Origin of the sequence: Candidatus Aeolococcus gillhamiae (assembly GCF_016464765.1) — a bacterium.
GTDB lineage: Bacteria > Chloroflexota > Dormibacteria > Aeolococcales > Aeolococcaceae > Aeolococcus > Aeolococcus gillhamiae.
In genome coordinates this window covers 1-18882 of sequence record NZ_JAEKNS010000097.1, presented here as the reverse complement: position 1 = coordinate 18882, position 18882 = coordinate 1, and the positions used below count along the sequence as shown (strand labels likewise).

Sequence of the window (18882 nt, the reverse complement as noted above, 5' to 3'; positions counted from 1 at the left end):
GGGCGGCGCATTCGCCCCACCTGCGGAGCGCTCAGGGTCCCCAGAAGAGGATGAAGCTCCCCCCGACGCACAGGAATGGACCGTATGGGATGGGGTCCTTGAGGCTGCGGATGCGCAGCACCAGCAGGAGCAGCGCCACCGCGCCGCCGAGGAAGATGGCGTAGATCACCGCATAGACCGCCCCGATGTGGTGGAGGTCGAGACCCAGGCCGCAGATGGCCCCGACGAGCGCGCCCAGCTTGGCGTCGCCGAGCCCGATGCCACCGCGCGACACCACGTTCTGGACGAGGAAGAACAGGCCGATGGCGACGCCCCCGCCGAGCGACCGCCAGAGATCGAGCCCCGGCGAGATCGGTGACAGGGCGCCCGCCAGCACGATGGCTGGGTAGGTGACCCGGTTGAGGATCAGGCGGTGCTTGAGGTCGAACCCAACGATCTGCACGAAGACGGCGACCCAGAGAAGGTGGATGGCCAGGTCCTTGCCGAGGGGCTCGTGGGCGGCAAAGGCGGCGAACCCGACCGCCCCGAGGATCGGAGAGAGGACCCACTCCAGCCACGACCAGCTGTAGCGTTCCTCGGGCCACGGCTCGGCGCGCGGCGGCGCCTCCCCCGCCTCGGCGGCCGAGAGCGTCGCGGCGGCCACGTCACGCTCGTAGGCGTCGCGGTCCTCCCGGTCCTCCGCCTCGAGCCGCTCGACCTTCTCGAGGATCACCGACAACCAGCCGGCACCGAGCCCCACGACGGCACCCACGGGAGCGGCGACCGCTGCCGCGGCGGCGCTCACGGGCCCAGCTCCTCCTCGAGCGCGCGCCGCGCAGCGGCGTAGGGGACGTCGTCGTCACCGGTCCAGCGCCGGAAGCTCAACATGCCCTGGTGGAGCAGCATGTCGACGCCGTCGCAGCTGCGCAGCCCCACCTCCGCGGCCGCCGCCACGACGTCGACGGGACGCGGGCGGTAGCGCACGTCGGCGACCGTACACGACGCCTGCAGGCGCGCGGGAGTGAACGGCATGTCGGACAGGCCGGCGGAGGTCGCGTTGACGACGATGTCGGCCGTTGCGATGAGGCGCTCGAGATAGTCCTCATCCCACAGTCCGACGGCGATGTCGGCGGTGACGCCGGCGGCCGCGAGCGTGTCGATGAGCGCGCGTGCCGCGTTGATGCGCCGAGCCACAACAGTGGTGCGCTCCACGGGCACGCGTGTCAGCGCCAGTACGATCGCAGCAGCCGCGCCACCGGCGCCGACCACGAGCGCCCGGCTGCCGGCCACCGGCCACAACCCGTGCGCGCTCAACGCCAGCTCAAAACCGGCGGCGTCCGTGTTGGCGCCGAGCAGGCGACTGTCGGACGTCACCGTCAGGGTGTTGACGGCACCGGTGAGCTGGGCGTCACCCTCCAGCTCGTCGCACGCCGCCGCCAGCGCCAGCTTGTACGGAGCGGTGACGTTGGCGCCGCGCCAGCGTCCGGAGCGCAGCTCGTGCAACACGCCTGGAAGCTGCGGCGGCGCGACGCTGACGAGCTCGTACGTGCCAGGGCGGCCGCTGGCGCGAAGCGCGGCCTCCTGCATGGCCCGGCTGGGCGATGAGGCGATGCTCTCGCCGATGAGGCAGAGCGGGAAGTCGTCGTCGCTCAGCACGGCTTGCCGAGGTACTGCTGGATCTGCTGCTCGTGCTGCAGCTCGGTGACGCTGTAGTGGTTATGACCGCTGCAGTCGGAGATGAAGAAGAGATATGGCGTCGTCGCAGGGTGGGCGGCAGCGGTGATGCTGCTCACCCCCGGATTGCTGATCGGCGTCGGCGGCAGCCCGGCATGGATGTACGTGTTGTACGGCGTGTCCGTGGCCAGCTGTTTGGCTGTGAGCGCGCCACCGCTGAGACCGAGGCCGTACGTCACGGTGGAATCGAGCTGCAACAGCTGGCCGTTGGCGAGGCGGTCGTCGACCACCCCCGCGACGAGCGGCCGGTCGGCGTCGAACTTGGCCTCGCGCTCGGCGATCGACGCCACCGTAAGGGTGGAGTACAGCTGCTGCGGCGAGAGCCCCTGCAGTAGAGGCATCGCCTTGTTGGCGAAGTCGGCGAGCTGCATCTGCACGATGTCGTGCGCGGTGGAGTGGTCGGGAATCGCATACGTGTCGGGAAACAGGAACCCCTCCAGCGAGGCCCCCGCCGGGCGCCCGACGAGGAACGGCTCGCTGAACGTGCCGGTGCGCACCTCCGCGAGGTACTGGTCGGCGCTGATGCCGATGCCGGCGGCCGCGACTCGAGCAGCCATCTGTCCTGCGGTCAGTCCCTCGGTGAGCAGTAAGTGGTGCGTGCCGACTTGGGGCGCGCCCTCGAGACGTTGCACGATGTAGCTGGAGCTCATGGCGTCGTCGAGGACGAAGTTGCCCGCCACCAGGCGCGGCTCGAGGCCTTGCAGGCGCGCGAACCAGCCGAACCAGAAGGTGCTGCGGATCAAGCCGTGGGCGGCGAGGTCGGCGACAAGAGGATCGAGCGTCTCGCCACTATGCACGGTGATGGTCACCGGGGCGCCGGCGGTTGCCGCCGGGGGGTCCAGCTGGCTGCGTCCGTACAGCAGCGTGCCGCCCACGATGACCACGAGGAGGACGAGGACGGCGACGATCGCGAAGACGCGGCCGCTGCGTCCGTGCTGGCCGCGCCTCACCGCCGTAGGAGTGTGTTGGCGCGATAGTCCAGCCAGCTCTGCAGAAGCAGGGTCGCGGCCACAGCGTCGACCGAGCGCCGCCGCTGGGCGCGACGCTGCCCCGCGGCGATGAGACTGCGCTCGGCGGCGGCGGTGGTGAAGCGCTCGTCCCACATCTCCACCGGCAGCCCGGTCCGCTTGTGCAGCTGGTCGGCCACCGCACGAGCGTCGGCCGCCGACTCGCCCTCGCTGCCGTCGAGCCGGCGCGGCAGACCGACCACGATGCACGCCGGCAGCCTCTCCTCGACCACCTCCCTCACCTCGCGCCACAGCCGGGCGGCGGGTTGGCGCGGCACGGTGCGGAGCGGGGTGGCGATGACACCGGTCTCATCGCTGCCGGCCAGGCCGACACGCACCGTGCCCACGTCGACCCCCAGCGCAGGCGTGATCACGGACCAGTGGACTCGTCGATCTCGATCCGGCTGGCGAAGAAGGGCAGCCAGAAGAAGGGGATCGGTGACTGCGACACGGTGACGTTCTTCACGTGGTTGAGACGGTGCTCAATGATGCTGCGCGCGTCGCCGGGGCTGTGGCCGGTGAGCTGGCCCTTGAGCGCGCCAATGTCGATCGCCGGCCGCGAGAAGCTGGTGCACTGCACGCTGAGCACCACGGTGCCGTCGTCGGCGGCCTGGGTGACCGCGGTCTTGGTGCAGTTGATGGCGTCGGTGGCGAGCGTGTCACCCTGGGCAACCTGCTGCTGCAGGTCGGCCTTGGCGGCGGCGGTGACGTCGGTCGGGTTGTACGCGGCAGCCTTGCCGTGGCACGCGACGGTGATCTGTGCTGTCCCGAACACGGCGTTGACGGCGGGCAGCGGCGGCGTCGCCGCGCAGGCCACGGTCACGCCGTTGCCGCCCGGGTCCTTGGCGAGCGTCTTGCCGCCGGCCTTGTTCTGCATGTCCTGGTTGACCTGGCCGGTCAGGGTCTGCTGGGCGGCCGCCGACTGCTGCGTCCAGCCGCTCACGTCACTCTGGCTGGCCACCGTGTTGGTCTTGGCGTCGGCGCCGCCGGTGGCAGGGTTGGGATTGGTCTCGCTGAGGTCGGTTGCCGTGCAACCCGGGAAGAACGGCGGTCGGGGCGGCGCGGGGCACGGGTTCTGCGGCCACTTGGTGATCGTGTTGGCGCCCACGTTGCCCTTGGCCTCCGCGGTGCCGTCCTGGACGGGCACGGAGTTGTTCGGGGTCACCCCCGCCGGGCAGTTCGCCGGGGTGGTGCCGTTCGGGCCGATGCACACCTGCGTGTCCTGGGTCGCGTAGAAACGGATGGGCGCGGCGTCCTGGGTGTCGAACTCGGTGCTCTTGGGCACGTCGAACTGCGTGCCCTGGGGCAGGGTGGTCGAGAACACCAGGACGGCGTTGGCCGCGGCCGCCGGCACCTGCTGCTTGCCGCTGGGCGTGGCGGTGAACTGCGACGACTGGTCGCTGGTCACCACCGAGGTGACGATATGGTCGGGCTGGCTGCCGTTGGTCGGGTCGGGGCTGCCCTGGATGGTGGGGTTGGCGGTCAGCGGTGTTCCCGTCAGGGTGATGGTGATCTTCGCAGAGGGGGCCACGACGAGGAGCAGGATGAGGCCGAGGATCACCAGGCCGGCCGCCACGAAATACAACGGCCGGCGCCGCCCCGCTAAGGGGCTTCGAGCCGCCGCTGCGGCGCCCATGCCCGCGGCGGTGCGCGCCGGCGGAGGAGGAGGCGGTCCTCCCGGCGGCGCGAACAGCAGGCCGGCTCCGGCGCCCGCCCCGGCGGCGTCCGTCGGACCGTCGGCGCGGTGCGGCCGGATGGTCTGGATGCCGCGTTCGAAGGCGGGGACGGACGCGTACGTCGGCAGGCCGCCGACCCGGGACAGCTCCTGGATGTACGGATCGCCGCTGATCACCGACACGTTCTTGCCGGCGCGGGTGCCCAGCTGACGGAGCAGGCGCACGTTGAGGGGCGTCTGCAGGCCGGTGGTCCCAGGGTTGAGCACCAGGGCGACGTCGGCGTCCGGTGCGTTGCGCACCCGCTCGACGAGGTCGACGATCTCATCGCCCGGCTCGGTGTATATGACCTGGGGCACCGCTACACCTTCATGGTCTTGAGGACGCGTCGCATCAGGCCGCCGAGGGGCTGGTCGGCCTCGTCCTCCAGCGAGATGGCGTGGTGGGCCAGCCCCATGGGCGTGACGTCCTGGCTCCCCACCAAAAGCCCGGTGCTGTCGAAGACGCGCAGCACGTCATCAGGACTGAGCACCCGGACGGACGGCGCGTGCGGCATAGGAAGGCTTTCCGCCCAGTCCATCTGGCCGAGTTGTTCGGCCACCTCCGGCAAAGAGGCTCCGCCGCCCGCCAGGCAGATGGTGGTCGGCAGCGACTCACCGCCGGCGAGCTCCTCGAGCGTCAGCGCCACGCCCTGGGCGAGCACCTCGGCGGTCGGGGTGAGCGCCTGGCGAGCCAGGGCGCGCTGCTCGGGGGCGAGCCGGCCCTCACCATGCGAGAGCTTGTAGCGCTCCGCCTCGCCCATCGAGATCTGCAACTCCCCGGCCAGCCTCTTGGTGAACGAGCGGCCGCCGAGCGCGAACATGCGCGTGGCCTCGATGCCGCCGTTGCGAACCAATGCCACGTCGGTGGTGCCGCCGCCGACGTCGATGAAGATCGCGCCGCGCGCCTCGATGTCCTCGGTGTTGCAGCCGCGTGCCAGCGCGTACGGCTCGGCGACCGTGGCCACCACCTCGAGGTCGAGCTCTTGGGCGATCGTCTGCAGCGCGCCGATGTGGTGGAGGGGCGCGAAGGTGTTGAAGACGGTGATGTCGACGACGTTGCCCTGGAAGTCGACGGGGTTGCTCACCGCGTAGCCGTCGATGCGCACCGAGGTGATGGTGCTGTGCACCAGTTTGACGTTGACCTCCGCAACCCCGAGCTCGTGCGACATCTGCCGCACCGCCTCCTTGAGCGCGCGTCGCTGCACGGCCTGCAGCGCGGCGGCGAGGTCGGCCTGGGTGATCCGTGCTTGTGGCTGCGGCCGCGGCATGGTCATGGTGGTGCTGAAGCCACGCACCTGTTCGCCGGCGATGCCCATGACCGCCTGCCCGGGCACCACCTCGCACATGTCCTCTGCTTCGGTGAGCGCGCGGTCGCAGTTGTCGATGACCGACTGGATGTCGGCCACCGCGCCGCCTTGCATGTCGGTGAGCCGCTGGCGGATCCTTGAGGCGCCGATGACGATCCCCTTGTCGTCCTCGCGCTTGATCACAAGCGCCTTGACGAACTCGGTGCCGATGTCGAGCACGGTGTAGTGCGTGTTGAACTCGGCGCGGCGGCGCAGCAGCGAGAACTTGCGCTTGCTCATCAGCTCCTGCCACCCGCTTCGCGAACCGTGTTCCTGATCAGCGTGAGCGCCTCGTCGCGCTTGGCCGCGTCCTTGACCGCACCCTGCGCAAAGTCAGGCCGACCTCCGCCGCGGCCGCCCATCACCTCGGCAGCGCTGCGCACCAGGTCACCGGCCTTCACCCCAGCTTGCTGCGCCGTCCGACCGACCTTCACTGCGAACATCGTGGGGCCGAGGACGGCGGCAACGCCGTCGGCGTCGAGCTGCTCGGCGAAGAGCCTGTCCGTGACGTCGACGATCGTGGTGGCGTCGGCGTCTGCGTCGACGAGCCAGTCCGCGTAGCGCAGGTCGCCGAACGTCCGGATGGTGGGTTGCCCCGAGGCTCCGTCCGTGCCCCCATGCCCCAACGGCGACACCATTCTGCGCTTGGCCCGCTCGAGCTCCTTGCGCGTGGTCTTGAGCTGCTCCTGCAGGATCGCGACCCGCTGGGGCACCTCGCTGGGACGTGCGCGCAGCTCGCGCGCCGTGGCCACCAGGGAGTTTGAGGTTTCACGCCAGCGGCGTTCGGCAGCCGCGCCGACGACCATCTCGATGCGGCGCACCCCCTGGCCGATGCTGCTCTCCGAGACGATGATGGCCGCGCCGACCTCACCGGAGCGATTCACGTGGGTGCCGCCGCAGAGCTCGCGCGACCAGCCGCCGAAGTCGACGACCCGCACCTTCTCCGTGTACTTCTCGTCGAGAAGCGCGATCGCCCCGCTGGCCCGCGCCGCGGGGAGAGACATCACGTCCACGCTGCGCTGCAGGTCGGCGCGGACGTGGTGGTTGACCCGCGCCTCGATGTCGTGCAGCTCGTCGGGGGTGAGGCCGCGGCTGAAAGAGAAATCGAAGGTGGTGTGGTCGGGACCGACGAAGGAGCCGCGTTGCACCACGCCGCTGCCGAGCACCTCGCGCAGCGCCTGGTTGAGGAAGTGCGTCGCGCTGTGGTGGCGGGCGACCTGGGCGCGGCGCTCGGCGTCGACGACGGCGCGGACCGTGACACCGGTGGCGAGCGTCCCCTCCTCCACCCGGACGGTGTGGACGCGCGCCGTGCCCGCGCGCGTCGTGTCGAGGACGCGGGCGCGGCCGCCGTCGAACAGCAGGTCGCCTGTGTCACCCACCTGGCCGCCGGCCTCCGCGTAGAACGGGCTGCGGTCGAGGATGACCCCGTCCTCGGCTCCTGCGGGGAGCAGCTCGTGGGCTTCCTCCCCGCCGATGCGAAGCACCGCGGCGGGTGTCTCGAGGACGTCGTAGCCGACGAACACTGTGTCGGGCAGCTGCGGGCCACCCTCGAAGCCGACGCGCACCCGCGCCGCCTTGCTGCGCGCCCGCTGCTCCGCCATGGCGGCCTCGAACCCGGTTCGGTCGACGTCGACCCCGCGTTCAGCGGCCATCTCCACGGTCAGCTCGATGGGAAACCCGAAGGTGTCATGGAGCCGGAACGCCTCCTCGCCGGGGATCGTTCCGGAGCCGGAATCGAGCAACCCGGCGAGCCGGTCGGCACCGGCATCGAGCGTGCGCGCGAATGCCTCCTCCTCACTGCGCAGAGTGTTCTCCACCAGGGCGCGGTTCACCACGATCTCCGGGTAGGCGTCGCCCATCGCCTCGACGACGGCCGCGACGCTCGGGGCCAGGCCTCCGCGCAATCCCACCCGCCGCCCGTGGATGGACGCGCGCCGGATGACCCTGCGCAGGACGTAGCCGCGGGCCTCGGTGGCGGGAAGGACGCCGGCGGCGATGAGGAAGGTCGCAGCGCGGACATGGTCAGCGAGCACGCGCAGGCTGGTGGTCCGCTCCGCTGGAGGCGCCGCATCGGCAGCGCGCTGCGCGAAGGAGGCCACGATGCCCGTGAAGATGTCGATCTCGTAGTCGCTGCGGACATCCTGCAGCACGGTCGCCATCCGTTCGAGGCCCATGCCCGTGTCGACGGTCTTCTTGGGCAGCGGGGTCCGTCCGCCGGTCTCGTCCTGGTTGAACTCCATGAGCACCAGGTTCCAGATCTCCACCCAGCGGTCACCGCCGCACTCGTCGTCGGGTCGGCAGTCGGCGCGCCGGCACGAGCAGGGGCCGCCCCAGTCCCAGTAGATCTCGCTGTCGTACCCGCACGGACCGGTTGGGCCGGCCTGCCACCAGTTGTCGGTGAAGCGCGCGATCCGCTCCGCGGGCACGCCGACCTGACGCCAGAAGCGCTCGGACTCACTGTCCTCCGGGTAGATGCTGGGCCACAGCCGATCGCCATCGAGCGCGAAATCCACAGTGAGCAGCTCCCAAGCGAGGCTGATCGCGCCCTCTTTGAAGTACCCCCCGATGGACCAGTTGCCGAGCATCTCGAAGAAGGTGTGGTGGCTCGAATCGCCGACCGCGGCGATGTCGTCGGTGCTCAACCCCTGGCCGCGGAAGCACTTCTGGCACGACGCCAGGAGCGGGTTCGGCGGGGGCACCTCGCCGGTGATGTACGGCTTGAGCGGCACCATCCCGGCCACGGTGAACAGCAGGGACGGATCGTCGTGGGTGATCAGCGAGGCGCTCGCCAGACGATGGTGTCCGTGGTGTTCGAAGTAGCTGAGAAAGCGTTCCCGGATCTCGTTGGTGCGCAAACGCCCGTCCAATGTGGGGCCCGCGGGCGCGAGCCGATGACTGCGCGGAATCGGCGCAATTGTAGCCGCTCACCGCTGCAGCGCCCGTTCAGCCGATCAGACGAGAGCCACGTCCCCCATCTCGCGACGGAGGTGCTCGACGGCCGCGCGTTGCAGCCTCGAGACGTGCATCTGGGAGATGCCGAGGCGCCTGGCGACCTCGGTCTGAGGCAGCTCCTCCACGAAGCGCAGCGCCATGATCTCGCGCTCGCGCGGGTTGAGGTGGGCCATCGCCTGCTCGAGCAGGGAGCGCATCTCCACCCGGTCGAGGTTGCTGTCCTCGAGGCCCAGCCGATCCCCGAGGGTGATGGCCTCGTCGGCGCGGCCTGCAGGGGCCGCCTCCAGCGAGACGGTGTGCTGTGCCGGCGAGACCTCGAGCGCGGCGAGCACGTCCTCCGGTTCGAGGCCGACGCGCTCACCGATCTCGTTGATGCTCGGGGAGCGTCCCAGCTCGCCGGTGAGCTGCTGGGCGGCCGCGTTGACGCGCAGCAGGTTCTCCTGGAGGCGGCGGGGCACCCGCACCGCCCAGGAGCGGTCGCGGAAGTAGCGGCGAATCTCGCCCATGATCGTCGGGGTCGCGAACGTGCTGAACTCGTTGCCGAGCGAGGGGTCGAAGCGCTCGATGGCGTGGATGAGGCCAAGGAAGCCGACCTGCTCGATGTCCTCGAGCGGCTCGCCGCGGTTGGCGAAGCGACGCGCGATGAAGTGAACGAGGTCCGAGTTCAGCTCGACCAGCTGATCGCGGATGGCGACTTCGCGGGTGTCGCGGTACTCCTGGAGCAGCCGGCGTACGAGGTCGCGACGCTCGCTCGGCGCGGGCTTGGGGATCGTCCGGGCCGGCTGCGCTCCCGTCGCCCCGTCGTCGCGGGGCACCGAGCTCACGAAGCTCTGTATTTCGTCAGCCGGACCCGCAGACCACCGGTGCGCTCGTCGACCCGATAGCTGTGGTCGTCGACGAACAGCCCCATGAGCCGCAGCGCCAGGTCGGTGGCGGCGGCCACCTCCTGCTGCTCCCGCTCGACCGCCTTGGCCGCCTGCTGCCGTTGTGCGGCCGCCGCGTCGGCGAGCGCCTGGCGAGTGCAGCTGCTCTGCACCTGGACCTCGAGGCGCGCGCCCTCGACGGCGAAGGTGAGACGGATCTGGCCCACCCCCAGCCCACCCGCACGATCGGCGCAGGAGATGGCGTTCTCGCAGGCCTGGGCGACGGCGATGGTCAGGTCGTGCACAGCCTCGACGTCGAACCCCGCCACCGCGGCGAAGGCCGAGGCGGCGCGCTTGGCGACGACGATGTACGCGGGATCGGCGGGCAGACGAAGCTCAGACGTGGTCCGTGTCATCCTGCTTGTGAAATACCCCTTGTCAGCGTTGGTCAAACGGTTCGACTGTCGTCGGCAGATTCATGCAGCAGCTCCCCCGCTGCCTGGCGTCCCTCGGCGATGCCCGCGTCAATGTCCTCGGCCAGCTTGCGCGAGCGCTGCCGATCATTGGCACGCCAGTAGACGATCGCGCCGGCCAGGGCGGCGGCGGCGAGCAGCGAGGAAGCGGAAGGCGCAGGACGGCGCTCCATGTGGTGGTCTGGCGGGATTATCGACGACCCAGACGGCGGGGGGCGGCGAGGACCAGGCCGCCCGCCTCGGCGATGGCGATGCCGACCACGTCCGCGATCGGGTGAACACTGCCCAGCGAGGGGCCCCCGTGACCGCCCAGGGCGACCAGCTCGGCGCCGAGCAGTCCCACCCCGGCGCAGACGAGGGCGACGACGTAATTGCCGCGGCCGGGGAAGACCAGCCTGGTCAGCTGAGCTCCGATGGCGGCGATCAGCACGGCAAGGATGATGCCCGGGCTCACGGGCAGCAGCCTAAAGAACTAGCACCCGCCGGCCGCGCCCTCCCGGGGACTGAGCCCGAGTAACCAGGTGGGATCCCGCACGTCGCCTTCCCCCCTCCCCTCGCACGACGCGGAGGCCCGGGGTCCGGCGAGCGATCTGAGGTTCCCGATGCGTTTGATGTTGGTCCAGCCGCATGGTGAGACGGCAGCGACCAGCCGGGTGCCGCGTGCGATCCTACCGCACAGCTGCCGGGATCAACCCTCGCGGACTTGTCACGTTTGTGTTGCCGGGGGCGTCGGGCTCACGGTCAGGCCGAGCTCGGCGAGCTGGGCCACGTCCACCGGGGCGGGCGCGCCGGTCATCGGCTCCTGCGCCTGCTGGTTCTTCGGGAAGGCGAGGACATCGCGAATGTTCTCCTCGCCGAGCCCCTCCATGACCAGGCGCTCGATTCCCGCCGCGAAACCGCCGTGCGGGGGGACACCGTACTGGAACGCCTCGAGCAGGAATCCGAACTTTCCCTCCGCGGTCTGCGCGTCGATGCCCATGACTGCGAAGACGCGTTCCTGGATCGCCGGATCGGTGATCCGGATGCTGCCGCTGCCCAGCTCGCGACCGTTGAGCACGATGTCGTAGGCACGCGACCTGATCCGCAGGGGCTCGCTCTCGAGCAGGTCCACGTCGTCGGCGTGGAGCATGGTGAAGGGGTGGTGCAGCGGGGTCACCTCACCGGTCTCCTGGTCACGCTCGAACATCGGGAACTCGGTGACCCAGATCATCGCCATCTTTTCCGGGTCGGCCATCGCTCGCTCCCGGGCGAGCTGGTTGCGCAGCGCGCCCAGCGACGCGGCCACCACCGGGGGGCGGTCAGCGACCATCAGGACCGCATCACCCACAGCCGCGCCGGCGATCTCACCGATGGCGGCCAGCTCCGCCTCGCTGAAGAACTTGGCGATCCCGCCCTGCCAGCCGTCCTGGCGGTGCCAGAGGTAGGCGAGGCCGCGCGCCCTGAAGGTGCGCACCACCTCGGTGAGCCTGCCCTCGATGTCGCTGCGGCTGAGGTCGGCGCCCCCGGGGACGGCGATTCCCTTGACCACACCTCCGCCGGCCACGGCGTCGGCGAAGACGCGGAAGCTGCTGCCGCGTACGGCGTCGGTCAGGTCGCGAAGCTCCATGCCAAAGCGCACGTCGGGCTTGTCGACACCGTAGCGATCCATCGCCTGGTGCCAGGTCAGCCGCGGGAACGGGGTGACGATGGTTCCGCGGAAGCCACTCGCCGACCAGGCCGAGGAGATGGCGCGTTCGAGGACGGCGAAGACGTCCTCCTCGTCGACGAACGACATCTCGATATCGAGCTGGGTGAACTCCGGCTGGCGATCGGCGCGAAGATCCTCGTCGCGCATGCAGCGGGCGATCTGGAAGTACCTGTCGAGGCCCGCCACCATGCACAGCTGCTTGTAGAGCTGAGGCGATTGAGGGAGGGCGTAGAAGCTCCCGGGTTGCAGCCGGCTGGGCACCAGGTAGTCGCGGGCCCCCTCGGGGGTGGCGCGGATCATCATCGGGGTCTCGATCTCGGTGAAGCCCATCTCGCCCATGACCGAGCGCAGATGGGATATGAAACGCGCCCGGCTGCGCAGGTTGCGCTGCAGGCGTGGCCTGCGCAGGTCGAGGTAGCGATGACGCAGGCGCAGCGCCTCCTCCACCTCGGTGTCCTCATTGATCGGGAATGGCGGTGTCCTGGCGATCGACAGCACCTGGCATTCGTCCGCGTACATCTCCACCTCACCGGTGTCGCGGCGCGGGTTGACGTTGTGCGGGTCGCGGGTGCGCAGCTGGCCGCGCACTCGGAGCACGTACTCGAGCCGAACCGCGTGTGCGGCCTGGTGTGCCGCAGCCGCCGTCTGCGGGTTGATGACCACCTGCAGGATGCCCGTGTGGTCGCGCAGGTCGAGGAAGATCAGGCCGCCGTGGTCGCGCCGTCGATCCACCCAGCCAAAGATGGTCATCGTCTCGCCGGCGTCGGCGGCGCGCGGGAGGCCACAGCCGGTGCGCTCGACTGTCATGTGCGCGGGTCCTGCGCCGCCGCCAACAGCTCCGCCGATACCGCGTCGAGCACGCGGTCGGAGGTGGTGACCTGTTGCTGGCGGGTGCGCAGGTTGCGCAACACCAGGCCCTCGTCCATACCGACGAGCAACGCCAGCGTGGCGTCCGAGCGACCGGCATCACGCAACTTCCTGTCGAGGCGCCGGTCGCTGACGTCGCTGACCACCGAGGTCCGGTCGCGCAGTTGTCGGGCGAGCGTGCGGGCTGTCGCTGCTGATTCCTCGCCGACTGTGCAGATCACCACCTGCGCAGGCGGTCCTGCGCGCGGAGCGATCCCCTGGTCGACAGCCACCGTCAACAGCCGCTCGACGCCGAGCGCATGTCCCACACCAGGGGTCGGCGCGAACCCCAGCTGCTCGGCGAGGCCGTCGTAGCGGCCGCCCCCGCCGAGCGCGTTCTGGGCGCCGGCCAGCGAGGTGTGCCAGAACTCGAATGCGGTGTGTGCGTAGTAGTCGAGCCCGCGCACCAGCCGCTGGTTGTGGGTGAAGGGGATCTCCGCATCGCCGAGGTGCCCTGTCACTGCGGCGAAATGCTCGCGGCTGGGCGCGCTGAGGTGGTCGCCGAGCAGGGGCGCGTTCTCGACGTGGTGCGCGTCCTTCTTGCAATCGAGAAGCCGTAGCGGGTTCACGTCGAGGCGGCGGCGGCAGTCCTCGCACAGCGAGTCGCGCAGAGGCGTGTAGTACGCCAGCAGCGACTGTCGGTAGCCAAGCCGGTCGTCCTTGTCGCCGAGCGTGTTGAGCTGGAGGCTGACACCGTCGATCCCGAGGTCGGCGATGAACCGCCACGCCACCTCGATGACCTCAGCGTCACAGCCGGGATCGCGCTCGCCGATCACCTCGACGCCCACCTGAGCGTGTTGGCGCAGCCGCCCAGCCTGGGGACGGTCATACCTGAACATCGGCATCGCGTAATGCACGCGCACCGGGCGCCAGCGCTGGTCGAGGTGGGCGCCGAGCACCGCCCTGACCACCGGCGCGGTCCCTTCTGGGCGCAGCGTCACCGAACGCCCACCCCGATCGGTGAAGGTGTACATCTCCTTGTCGACGATGTCGGTCCCACTGCCCACACCACGAGCGAACAGCTCGGTGGACTCGAAGATCGGCGTGTCGATCAGCTGATACCCGAACCGCGCCGCAACCGCCGCGTGCGCCCGGTGCAGCCACTCCCACGCCGGCGCCTCGTCAGGGAGCAGGTCCTTGGTTCCACGTGGCGGAGCGATCGGCGTCATAGCCGCCCGAGTGTACCGGGGGCGGCGGAAGACATCGCTCCGGGGACGGTGCCTCTTCTAGGACCCGTCGTTGGGGCCCGTCGTCCATGCCGTCTTGCCGTCGACCTCCCGTCAGACGGCTTCCCGGGCAACAGTGTGGACGTCGCGCACCCCCTCCAGCCGCTCGAGCAGCCTGCTCAGCTGGGTGAGGTTGGCGATCTCGACGATGGTGGAGATCACCGCCGTGCGGTCGTCGTAGACCTGCACGTCAGCGCCGGAGAGATTGATCTTGGATTCGGCGATGACCGCCGCGATGTCACGCAGCAGCCCGGTGCGATCCCAGGCCTCGATCTTGATGTTGACCGGGTACACCTGCAGGTTGCCGCGCTCCCACTCCACCTCGACGATTCGATCCGGGTCGGCCGCGTTGCGCACATTGGCGCAGTCGTCGCGATGCACGGTGACGCCCTTGCCCCGGGTGATGTAGCCGCGAATACTGTCCCCGGCCACCGGCTTGCAGCACTGCGCCAGGGTGGTGAGCATGTCGGTCATGCCGTGCACGCGGACGTGCCCGCTGACCGCGGCAGCATGGCTGGTGAGGGGGATCCCCAGCACCGTCGCCTCACTGGCCTCGGGCGACTCGCGGTCGCTGAACCGGAGCACGACGCCACGGGCGCTGACATCACCGTAGCCGACGGCGGCGAGGAAGTCGTCGATCGTCGTGAACTTGAAATCCTCGGCAAGCTCGAGCAGGCGATCCTCCTTGAGGGAGCTCAGCGCGTGCTGCCGGAGCCGGCGGAACTCCTTGTCCAGCTGCTCGCGGCCCTTCTGGACGTTCTCCTCGCGGCGTTCCTTCTTGAACCAGCTGCGGATCTTCTCGCGGGCGCTGCTGGTCTTGACGAAGTTCAACCAGTCGCGGCTCGGCGCATGGGCGCCCTTGGTGGTGAGCACGTCGACGATGTCGCCGTTCTGGAGACGGTAGTCCAGGGGCACCATGCGGCTGTTGACCTTGGCTCCGATGCAGTGATGGCCGACGTCGGTGTGGATGCGGTAGGCGAAGTCGACCGGCGTGCTGCCCATCGGCAGCGAGCGCACATCGCCCTTGGGCGTGAAGACGAAGACCTCGTCCTGGAAGATGTCCACCTTGACGGTGTCGACGAAGGCCTCGGCGTCGAGGACCTCCTTCTGCCAGTCCATCAGCAGGCGGAGCCAGCCGTAGCGCTCGTCGAACCGGGTCTGCTGCGCACCCTCCTTGTAGTGCCAGTGCGCGGCAATGCCGTACTCGGCGGTGCTGTGCATCTCGTCGGTGCGAATCTGCACCTCCATCGGCTCGCCGGTGTGCGACACGACAGTGGTGTGCAGCGACTGGTAGCCGTTGCCCTTGGGCATGGCGATGTAGTCCTTGAAGCGGCCGGGGATCGGCTTCCACAGCGAGTGGACGGTGCCCAGGGCGCCGTAGCAGTCCTTGATGTTCTCCACCAGGATGCGCAGCGCGATCAGGTCGTAGATCTCATCGAACTCCTTGTGGGAGCGTTCCATCTTGTCGTGGATGCTGAAGATGTGCTTGGGGCGGCCCGAGATCTCAGCGGTGATCCCGAGCCGCTCGAACTCACGCTCGAGGATCTCGGTGATGTCCCTGATGAAGGTGCCGCGCTCCTGCGCCACCTTGTTGAGCTTGGCGGCGACGGCGTGATAGTTGTCGGGGTCGAGCTGGGCGAAGGCAAGGTCCTCGAGCTCCCCCTTGATCTGCCAGATCCCCAATCGGTGCGCCAGCGGGGCATAGATATCCAGGGTCTCTCGTGAGATGCGCAGCCGCCGTTCCTCGGTGTGGGCGCCGACGGTGCGCATGTTGTGGAGCCGGTCACCGAGCTTGATGAGCACCACCCGGATGTCCTCGGCCATGGCCACCAGCATCTTGCGGATGTTCTCCGCCTGGGCCTGCTCGCGCGTGTGCACGTGGATCTTGCCGAGCTTGGTGACCCCGTCGACCAGCTTGGCCACGTGGCCGCCGAACTCCTCGCTGAGCTGCTCGCGGCTGACATCGGTGTCCTCGACGGTGTCGTGCAACAGCGCCGCGACCAGCGTGTCCGCATCCAGCCCGAGGTCGGCGAGGATCCCGGCAACCGCCAGCGGGTGGGTGACGTACGGCTCCCCGCTGAGTCGCGCCTGCCCGTCGTGGGCACGCACCGCGAGGTCATAGGCGCGCTGCAGAACCTCGCGTTCCTCCTCGCGAAGGTACGCCGTCTTGGAGAGGAGCTCGTCGATCGCCATCTCCTTGACCATGGTACCCGCGAACGGGGATTCCAATGTGCCGCGAGCTGTCACACCGGCGGCAGCGCAGGCAGCTCGCTGGTCGCGGCGGTGATCAGTAGGCTCGAGCCATCAGGGCCACGAACTCCGCGGGCTCCCGGCAGGCCACGCAGGGCGCGCCGTCGGAGCTGCGGTCCGAGCGGAGATTGCGAATGGTGAGGGCATGCACTGATGCCTTGACCGCCTGCTCGCATTCCGCCCGGTTGCAGAAGGGCCCGCTGGCAAACACAGGCTGCTCGGTGAATGCCGCGACCAGGTCGTCGAGCGTCTGCACGTCGACACTTCGCTGGTCGAGCAGCCCCTGCGCCCGCGCGCGCATGGCCAGCTGGACCTCGTCGAGCAACGACTGCAGCCGCGCCCCGAGACCCTCAAGCGGCACCACCGTCTGCTCGCCGTCGAATCGACGTACCAGGGTCACGTTGCCCTCCACCAGATCCTTGGCGCCGACGGTGATCCGCACGGGCACGCCGCGCAGCTCCCAGTGGGCGAACTTCTCACCTGGGCGCATCGCCTCGCGCCTGTCGACGCGCACCCGGACGTCGGCGGGAACCTCGCGTTCGATGCGCGAGCACGCCTCGTCGATGCGGGCAGCCTCATCGTCATCGCTGCGCGTGATCGGCACCACCACCACCTGGATCGGCGCCACGCGTGGGGGGATGACCAGGCCGGCCTCATCACCGTGAGCCATGATCAGGCCGCCGATGATCCTGGTCGACAGCCCCCACGACGTCTGGAAGGGATGCTGGAGGGCGTTGTCACGGTCGCTGTACCTGATGCCGTAGGCGGTTGTGAAGTTCTGGGCGAGATGGTGCGATGTGCCCGCCTGTAGAGCCCACCCGTCGGACATCATCGCCTCGATGCTCAACGTGTAGCGGGCGCCGGCGAACTTCTCGGACTCGGTCTTGCGGCCCTTGATGACGGGCATGGCGAGCCACTCCTCGGCGAGCTCGCGATAGCAGTCGAGCATGGTGTCGACCTCGGCCGCGGCCTCCTCGTCGGTGGCGTGGAAGGTGTGCCCCTCCTGCCAGAGGAACTCGGCGGTGCGCAGGAACAGTCGGGTGCGCTTCTCCCACCGGGCGACGTTGCACCACTGGTTGATGAGCACAGGAAGATCACGCCAGGAGTGGATCCAGTCCGCGTACATCGAGCAGATGATGGTCTCGCTGGTGGGCCGGATCGCCAGGCGCTCCTCCAGCTGCCTGGTGCCGCCCTGGGTCACCCAGAACACCTCAGGTGCGAATCCCTCGACGTGCTCAGCCTCCTTGGCCAGGTAGCTCTCCGGGATCAGCAGCGGGAAATACATGTTCTCGTGGCCGGTGCGCTTGATCATCGCGTCCAGGGCGTCACGCGTCCGCTCCCAGAGGGCGTAGCCGTAGGGGCGAATCACCATGCAGCCCTTGACCGGCGCGTAGTCCGCAAGCTCGGCGCGGCGGACCACGTCGACATACCAGCGGTCGAAGTCCTCGCTCTTGGAGGCGATCTGCTTGCCGCTGCGCGCGCCGGCCATGGCGGCGGAGTATAGGCAGCGAACGTCTTCCCGCCGACCGGCGCTCCAAACAATCAGCCGACGATTGCGGCGGCGAGGGCGAAGCCACGGGCTCACCCCCGCCGCCACTGCGCTGGTGCTCGGGAGGCTAGTGCGAGGCCAGGTAGTCGCCGAACTTCGAGAGAGTGTCCCCGAAGGTGGCTGCATCGGTGGCCTTGATGGCGATCCCGTTGGTGTCGGTGAACTTGGTCTCGGCCGTCCAGCAGAGCCCGTTGGCCGCATCCTTCTGGGCGACGAAGGTGAAGGCCTCGTCGAGGCCATTGGGGAAGGATCCCGCGGCCAGCCCGAGATAGTCAGTCAACTCCGTACCTGTGTACTGCCAGAGCATGTCGATGGTGCCGCCCTGCAGCGCCTGGCCCACCGCCTTGTCCTTGGCCTGGAAGGTGTAGTCGACTGTGAAGCCGTGGGCCTCGAGCACCAGCTTGGTCATGGTCGCCAGCAGCTGCTCTTCGGCGAAGCCCTTGCTGCCGATGCTCACGTGGGCTCCTCCGCCGGAGGATCCGGATGCGGCGGGGCAGCCGCTGCCCGAGCCGTTGGTGCCGCCGCCACCGCTGAAGCTGGAGGCGAGGAAGCCGTTCTGGGTCAACCATGCCTGGGCCACGTCGGAGACCTTCATGTTCTGGATCTCGACCTGGGCGTTGAGGGAGACCATGGTGTTGGTGTCGAGCTTGGCAGCGACCGGGGCCATCAGGTTGGCGATCGCCGGGTACTTCTGCAGCACGGTCTGACGCACCACCAGGCCGACGTTGTCAGGTGGGAAGAGGTTCTTGTCGTCCTTCAGAACGTACAGCTTGTTGGCCTGGATGCCCGAGTCGGTGGTGAACACCTCTCCGGCCGTGCATTGTCCATTGCCGATGCTCTTCTCGGCCGTGTTGCCGATGTCGACATAGGTTGGCTTGCTGAACGCGGCGTTGTAGGTCTTGGCGAGCCCGGGCAGACCGTCTGCCCTGGTCCTGAACTCCGACAGGATGCAGACCTTGATCGACGAGGTGGCCGGCCCACTCCCTCCGTTGCTGTTGCTGGGTGTGCTTCCACCGCCGCAGGCGCTGACAGCGCCGGGAACTACCAGCAACATCGCTGCAATTGCTTTCCGGTTCATCGTGACTTCCTCTCCATTACGTGCTGATCCGTCGTGGGACAACGATGCGCTCCACCAGTGAAAGCGCCCAGTCGGCGAGCAGTGCGAGAGCGGCCACCATGACGGCCCCCACGAAGAT

Annotated in this window: 16 protein-coding genes; all 16 read right to left on the bottom strand. The window is 69.1% G+C overall.

The window, feature by feature from the left end; genetic code table 11:
• Positions 1 to 31: 31 nt before the first annotated feature.
• Positions 32 to 784, bottom strand: coding sequence for a prepilin peptidase (locus JF886_RS09280; protein WP_337311773.1), 753 nt, complete (start codon positions 782 to 784; stop codon positions 32 to 34).
• Positions 781 to 1635, bottom strand: a complete 855-nt coding sequence (locus JF886_RS09275) for a shikimate dehydrogenase family protein (RefSeq protein WP_337311771.1) — start codon at positions 1633 to 1635, stop codon at positions 781 to 783. The genes JF886_RS09280 and JF886_RS09275 overlap by 4 nt, the downstream gene beginning before the upstream one ends.
• On the bottom strand, positions 1629 to 2663 hold the full coding sequence (gene mltG, locus JF886_RS09270; RefSeq protein WP_337311769.1) for an endolytic transglycosylase MltG: 1035 nt from the start codon (positions 2661 to 2663) through the stop codon (positions 1629 to 1631). Before mltG ends, JF886_RS09275 begins: the two co-directional genes overlap by 7 nt.
• Positions 2660 to 3094, bottom strand: a complete 435-nt coding sequence (ruvX, locus tag JF886_RS09265) for a Holliday junction resolvase RuvX (RefSeq protein ID WP_337311767.1) — start codon at positions 3092 to 3094, stop codon at positions 2660 to 2662. Before ruvX ends, mltG begins: the two co-directional genes overlap by 4 nt.
• Positions 3091 to 4752, bottom strand: coding sequence for a hypothetical protein (locus tag JF886_RS09260; protein WP_337311765.1), 1662 nt, complete (start codon positions 4750 to 4752; stop codon positions 3091 to 3093). The genes ruvX and JF886_RS09260 overlap by 4 nt, the downstream gene beginning before the upstream one ends.
• A gap of 2 nt (positions 4753 to 4754) precedes the next feature.
• Positions 4755 to 6020 carry a cell division FtsA domain-containing protein gene (locus tag JF886_RS09255; protein WP_337311763.1) on the bottom strand — a complete coding sequence of 422 codons (1266 nt, stop codon included), beginning with the start codon at positions 6018 to 6020 and terminating at the stop codon, positions 4755 to 4757.
• A complete protein-coding gene (gene alaS, locus JF886_RS09250; RefSeq protein WP_337311761.1) occupies positions 6020 to 8635 on the bottom strand; it encodes an alanine--tRNA ligase in 2616 nt (871 codons plus the stop codon). Before alaS ends, JF886_RS09255 begins: the two co-directional genes overlap by 1 nt.
• A gap of 96 nt (positions 8636 to 8731) precedes the next feature.
• Positions 8732 to 9556 carry a SigB/SigF/SigG family RNA polymerase sigma factor gene (locus JF886_RS09245; protein WP_337311759.1) on the bottom strand — a complete coding sequence of 275 codons (825 nt, stop codon included), beginning with the start codon at positions 9554 to 9556 and terminating at the stop codon, positions 8732 to 8734.
• The gene (locus tag JF886_RS09240; RefSeq protein WP_337311757.1) at positions 9553 to 10047 is read right to left on the bottom strand and encodes an ATP-binding protein; all 495 of its coding nucleotides are present in this window, start codon (positions 10045 to 10047) and stop codon (positions 9553 to 9555) included. Before JF886_RS09240 ends, JF886_RS09245 begins: the two co-directional genes overlap by 4 nt.
• Positions 10044 to 10241 (bottom strand): hypothetical protein, encoded by a 198-nt coding sequence (locus tag JF886_RS09235; protein ID WP_337311755.1) that lies wholly within the window; start codon positions 10239 to 10241, stop codon positions 10044 to 10046. The genes JF886_RS09240 and JF886_RS09235 overlap by 4 nt, the downstream gene beginning before the upstream one ends.
• A 17-nt stretch (positions 10242 to 10258) precedes the next feature.
• Complete coding sequence (locus JF886_RS09230; RefSeq protein ID WP_337311753.1) at positions 10259 to 10522, bottom strand: hypothetical protein; 264 nt, start codon at positions 10520 to 10522, stop codon at positions 10259 to 10261.
• Positions 10523 to 10774: 252 nt separating this feature from the next.
• Positions 10775 to 12562, bottom strand: coding sequence for an aspartate--tRNA ligase (aspS, locus tag JF886_RS09225; protein ID WP_337311751.1), 1788 nt, complete (start codon positions 12560 to 12562; stop codon positions 10775 to 10777).
• Positions 12559 to 13830 carry a histidine--tRNA ligase gene (gene hisS / locus JF886_RS09220; protein WP_337311749.1) on the bottom strand — a complete coding sequence of 424 codons (1272 nt, stop codon included), beginning with the start codon at positions 13828 to 13830 and terminating at the stop codon, positions 12559 to 12561. Before hisS ends, aspS begins: the two co-directional genes overlap by 4 nt.
• Positions 13831 to 13941: 111 nt before the next feature.
• Positions 13942 to 16080, bottom strand: a complete 2139-nt coding sequence (locus JF886_RS09215; RefSeq protein ID WP_337311747.1) for a RelA/SpoT family protein — start codon at positions 16078 to 16080, stop codon at positions 13942 to 13944.
• Between the two features lie 94 nt (positions 16081 to 16174).
• The gene (gene proS, locus JF886_RS09210) at positions 16175 to 17626 is read right to left on the bottom strand and encodes a proline--tRNA ligase (protein ID WP_337311745.1); all 1452 of its coding nucleotides are present in this window, start codon (positions 17624 to 17626) and stop codon (positions 16175 to 16177) included.
• 127 nt (positions 17627 to 17753) lie between these two features.
• Positions 17754 to 18764: a glycine betaine ABC transporter substrate-binding protein gene (locus JF886_RS09205; protein WP_337311743.1), complete on the bottom strand. Its 1011-nt coding sequence runs from the start codon at positions 18762 to 18764 to the stop codon at positions 17754 to 17756.
• Between the last annotated feature and the right edge of the window lie 118 nt (positions 18765 to 18882).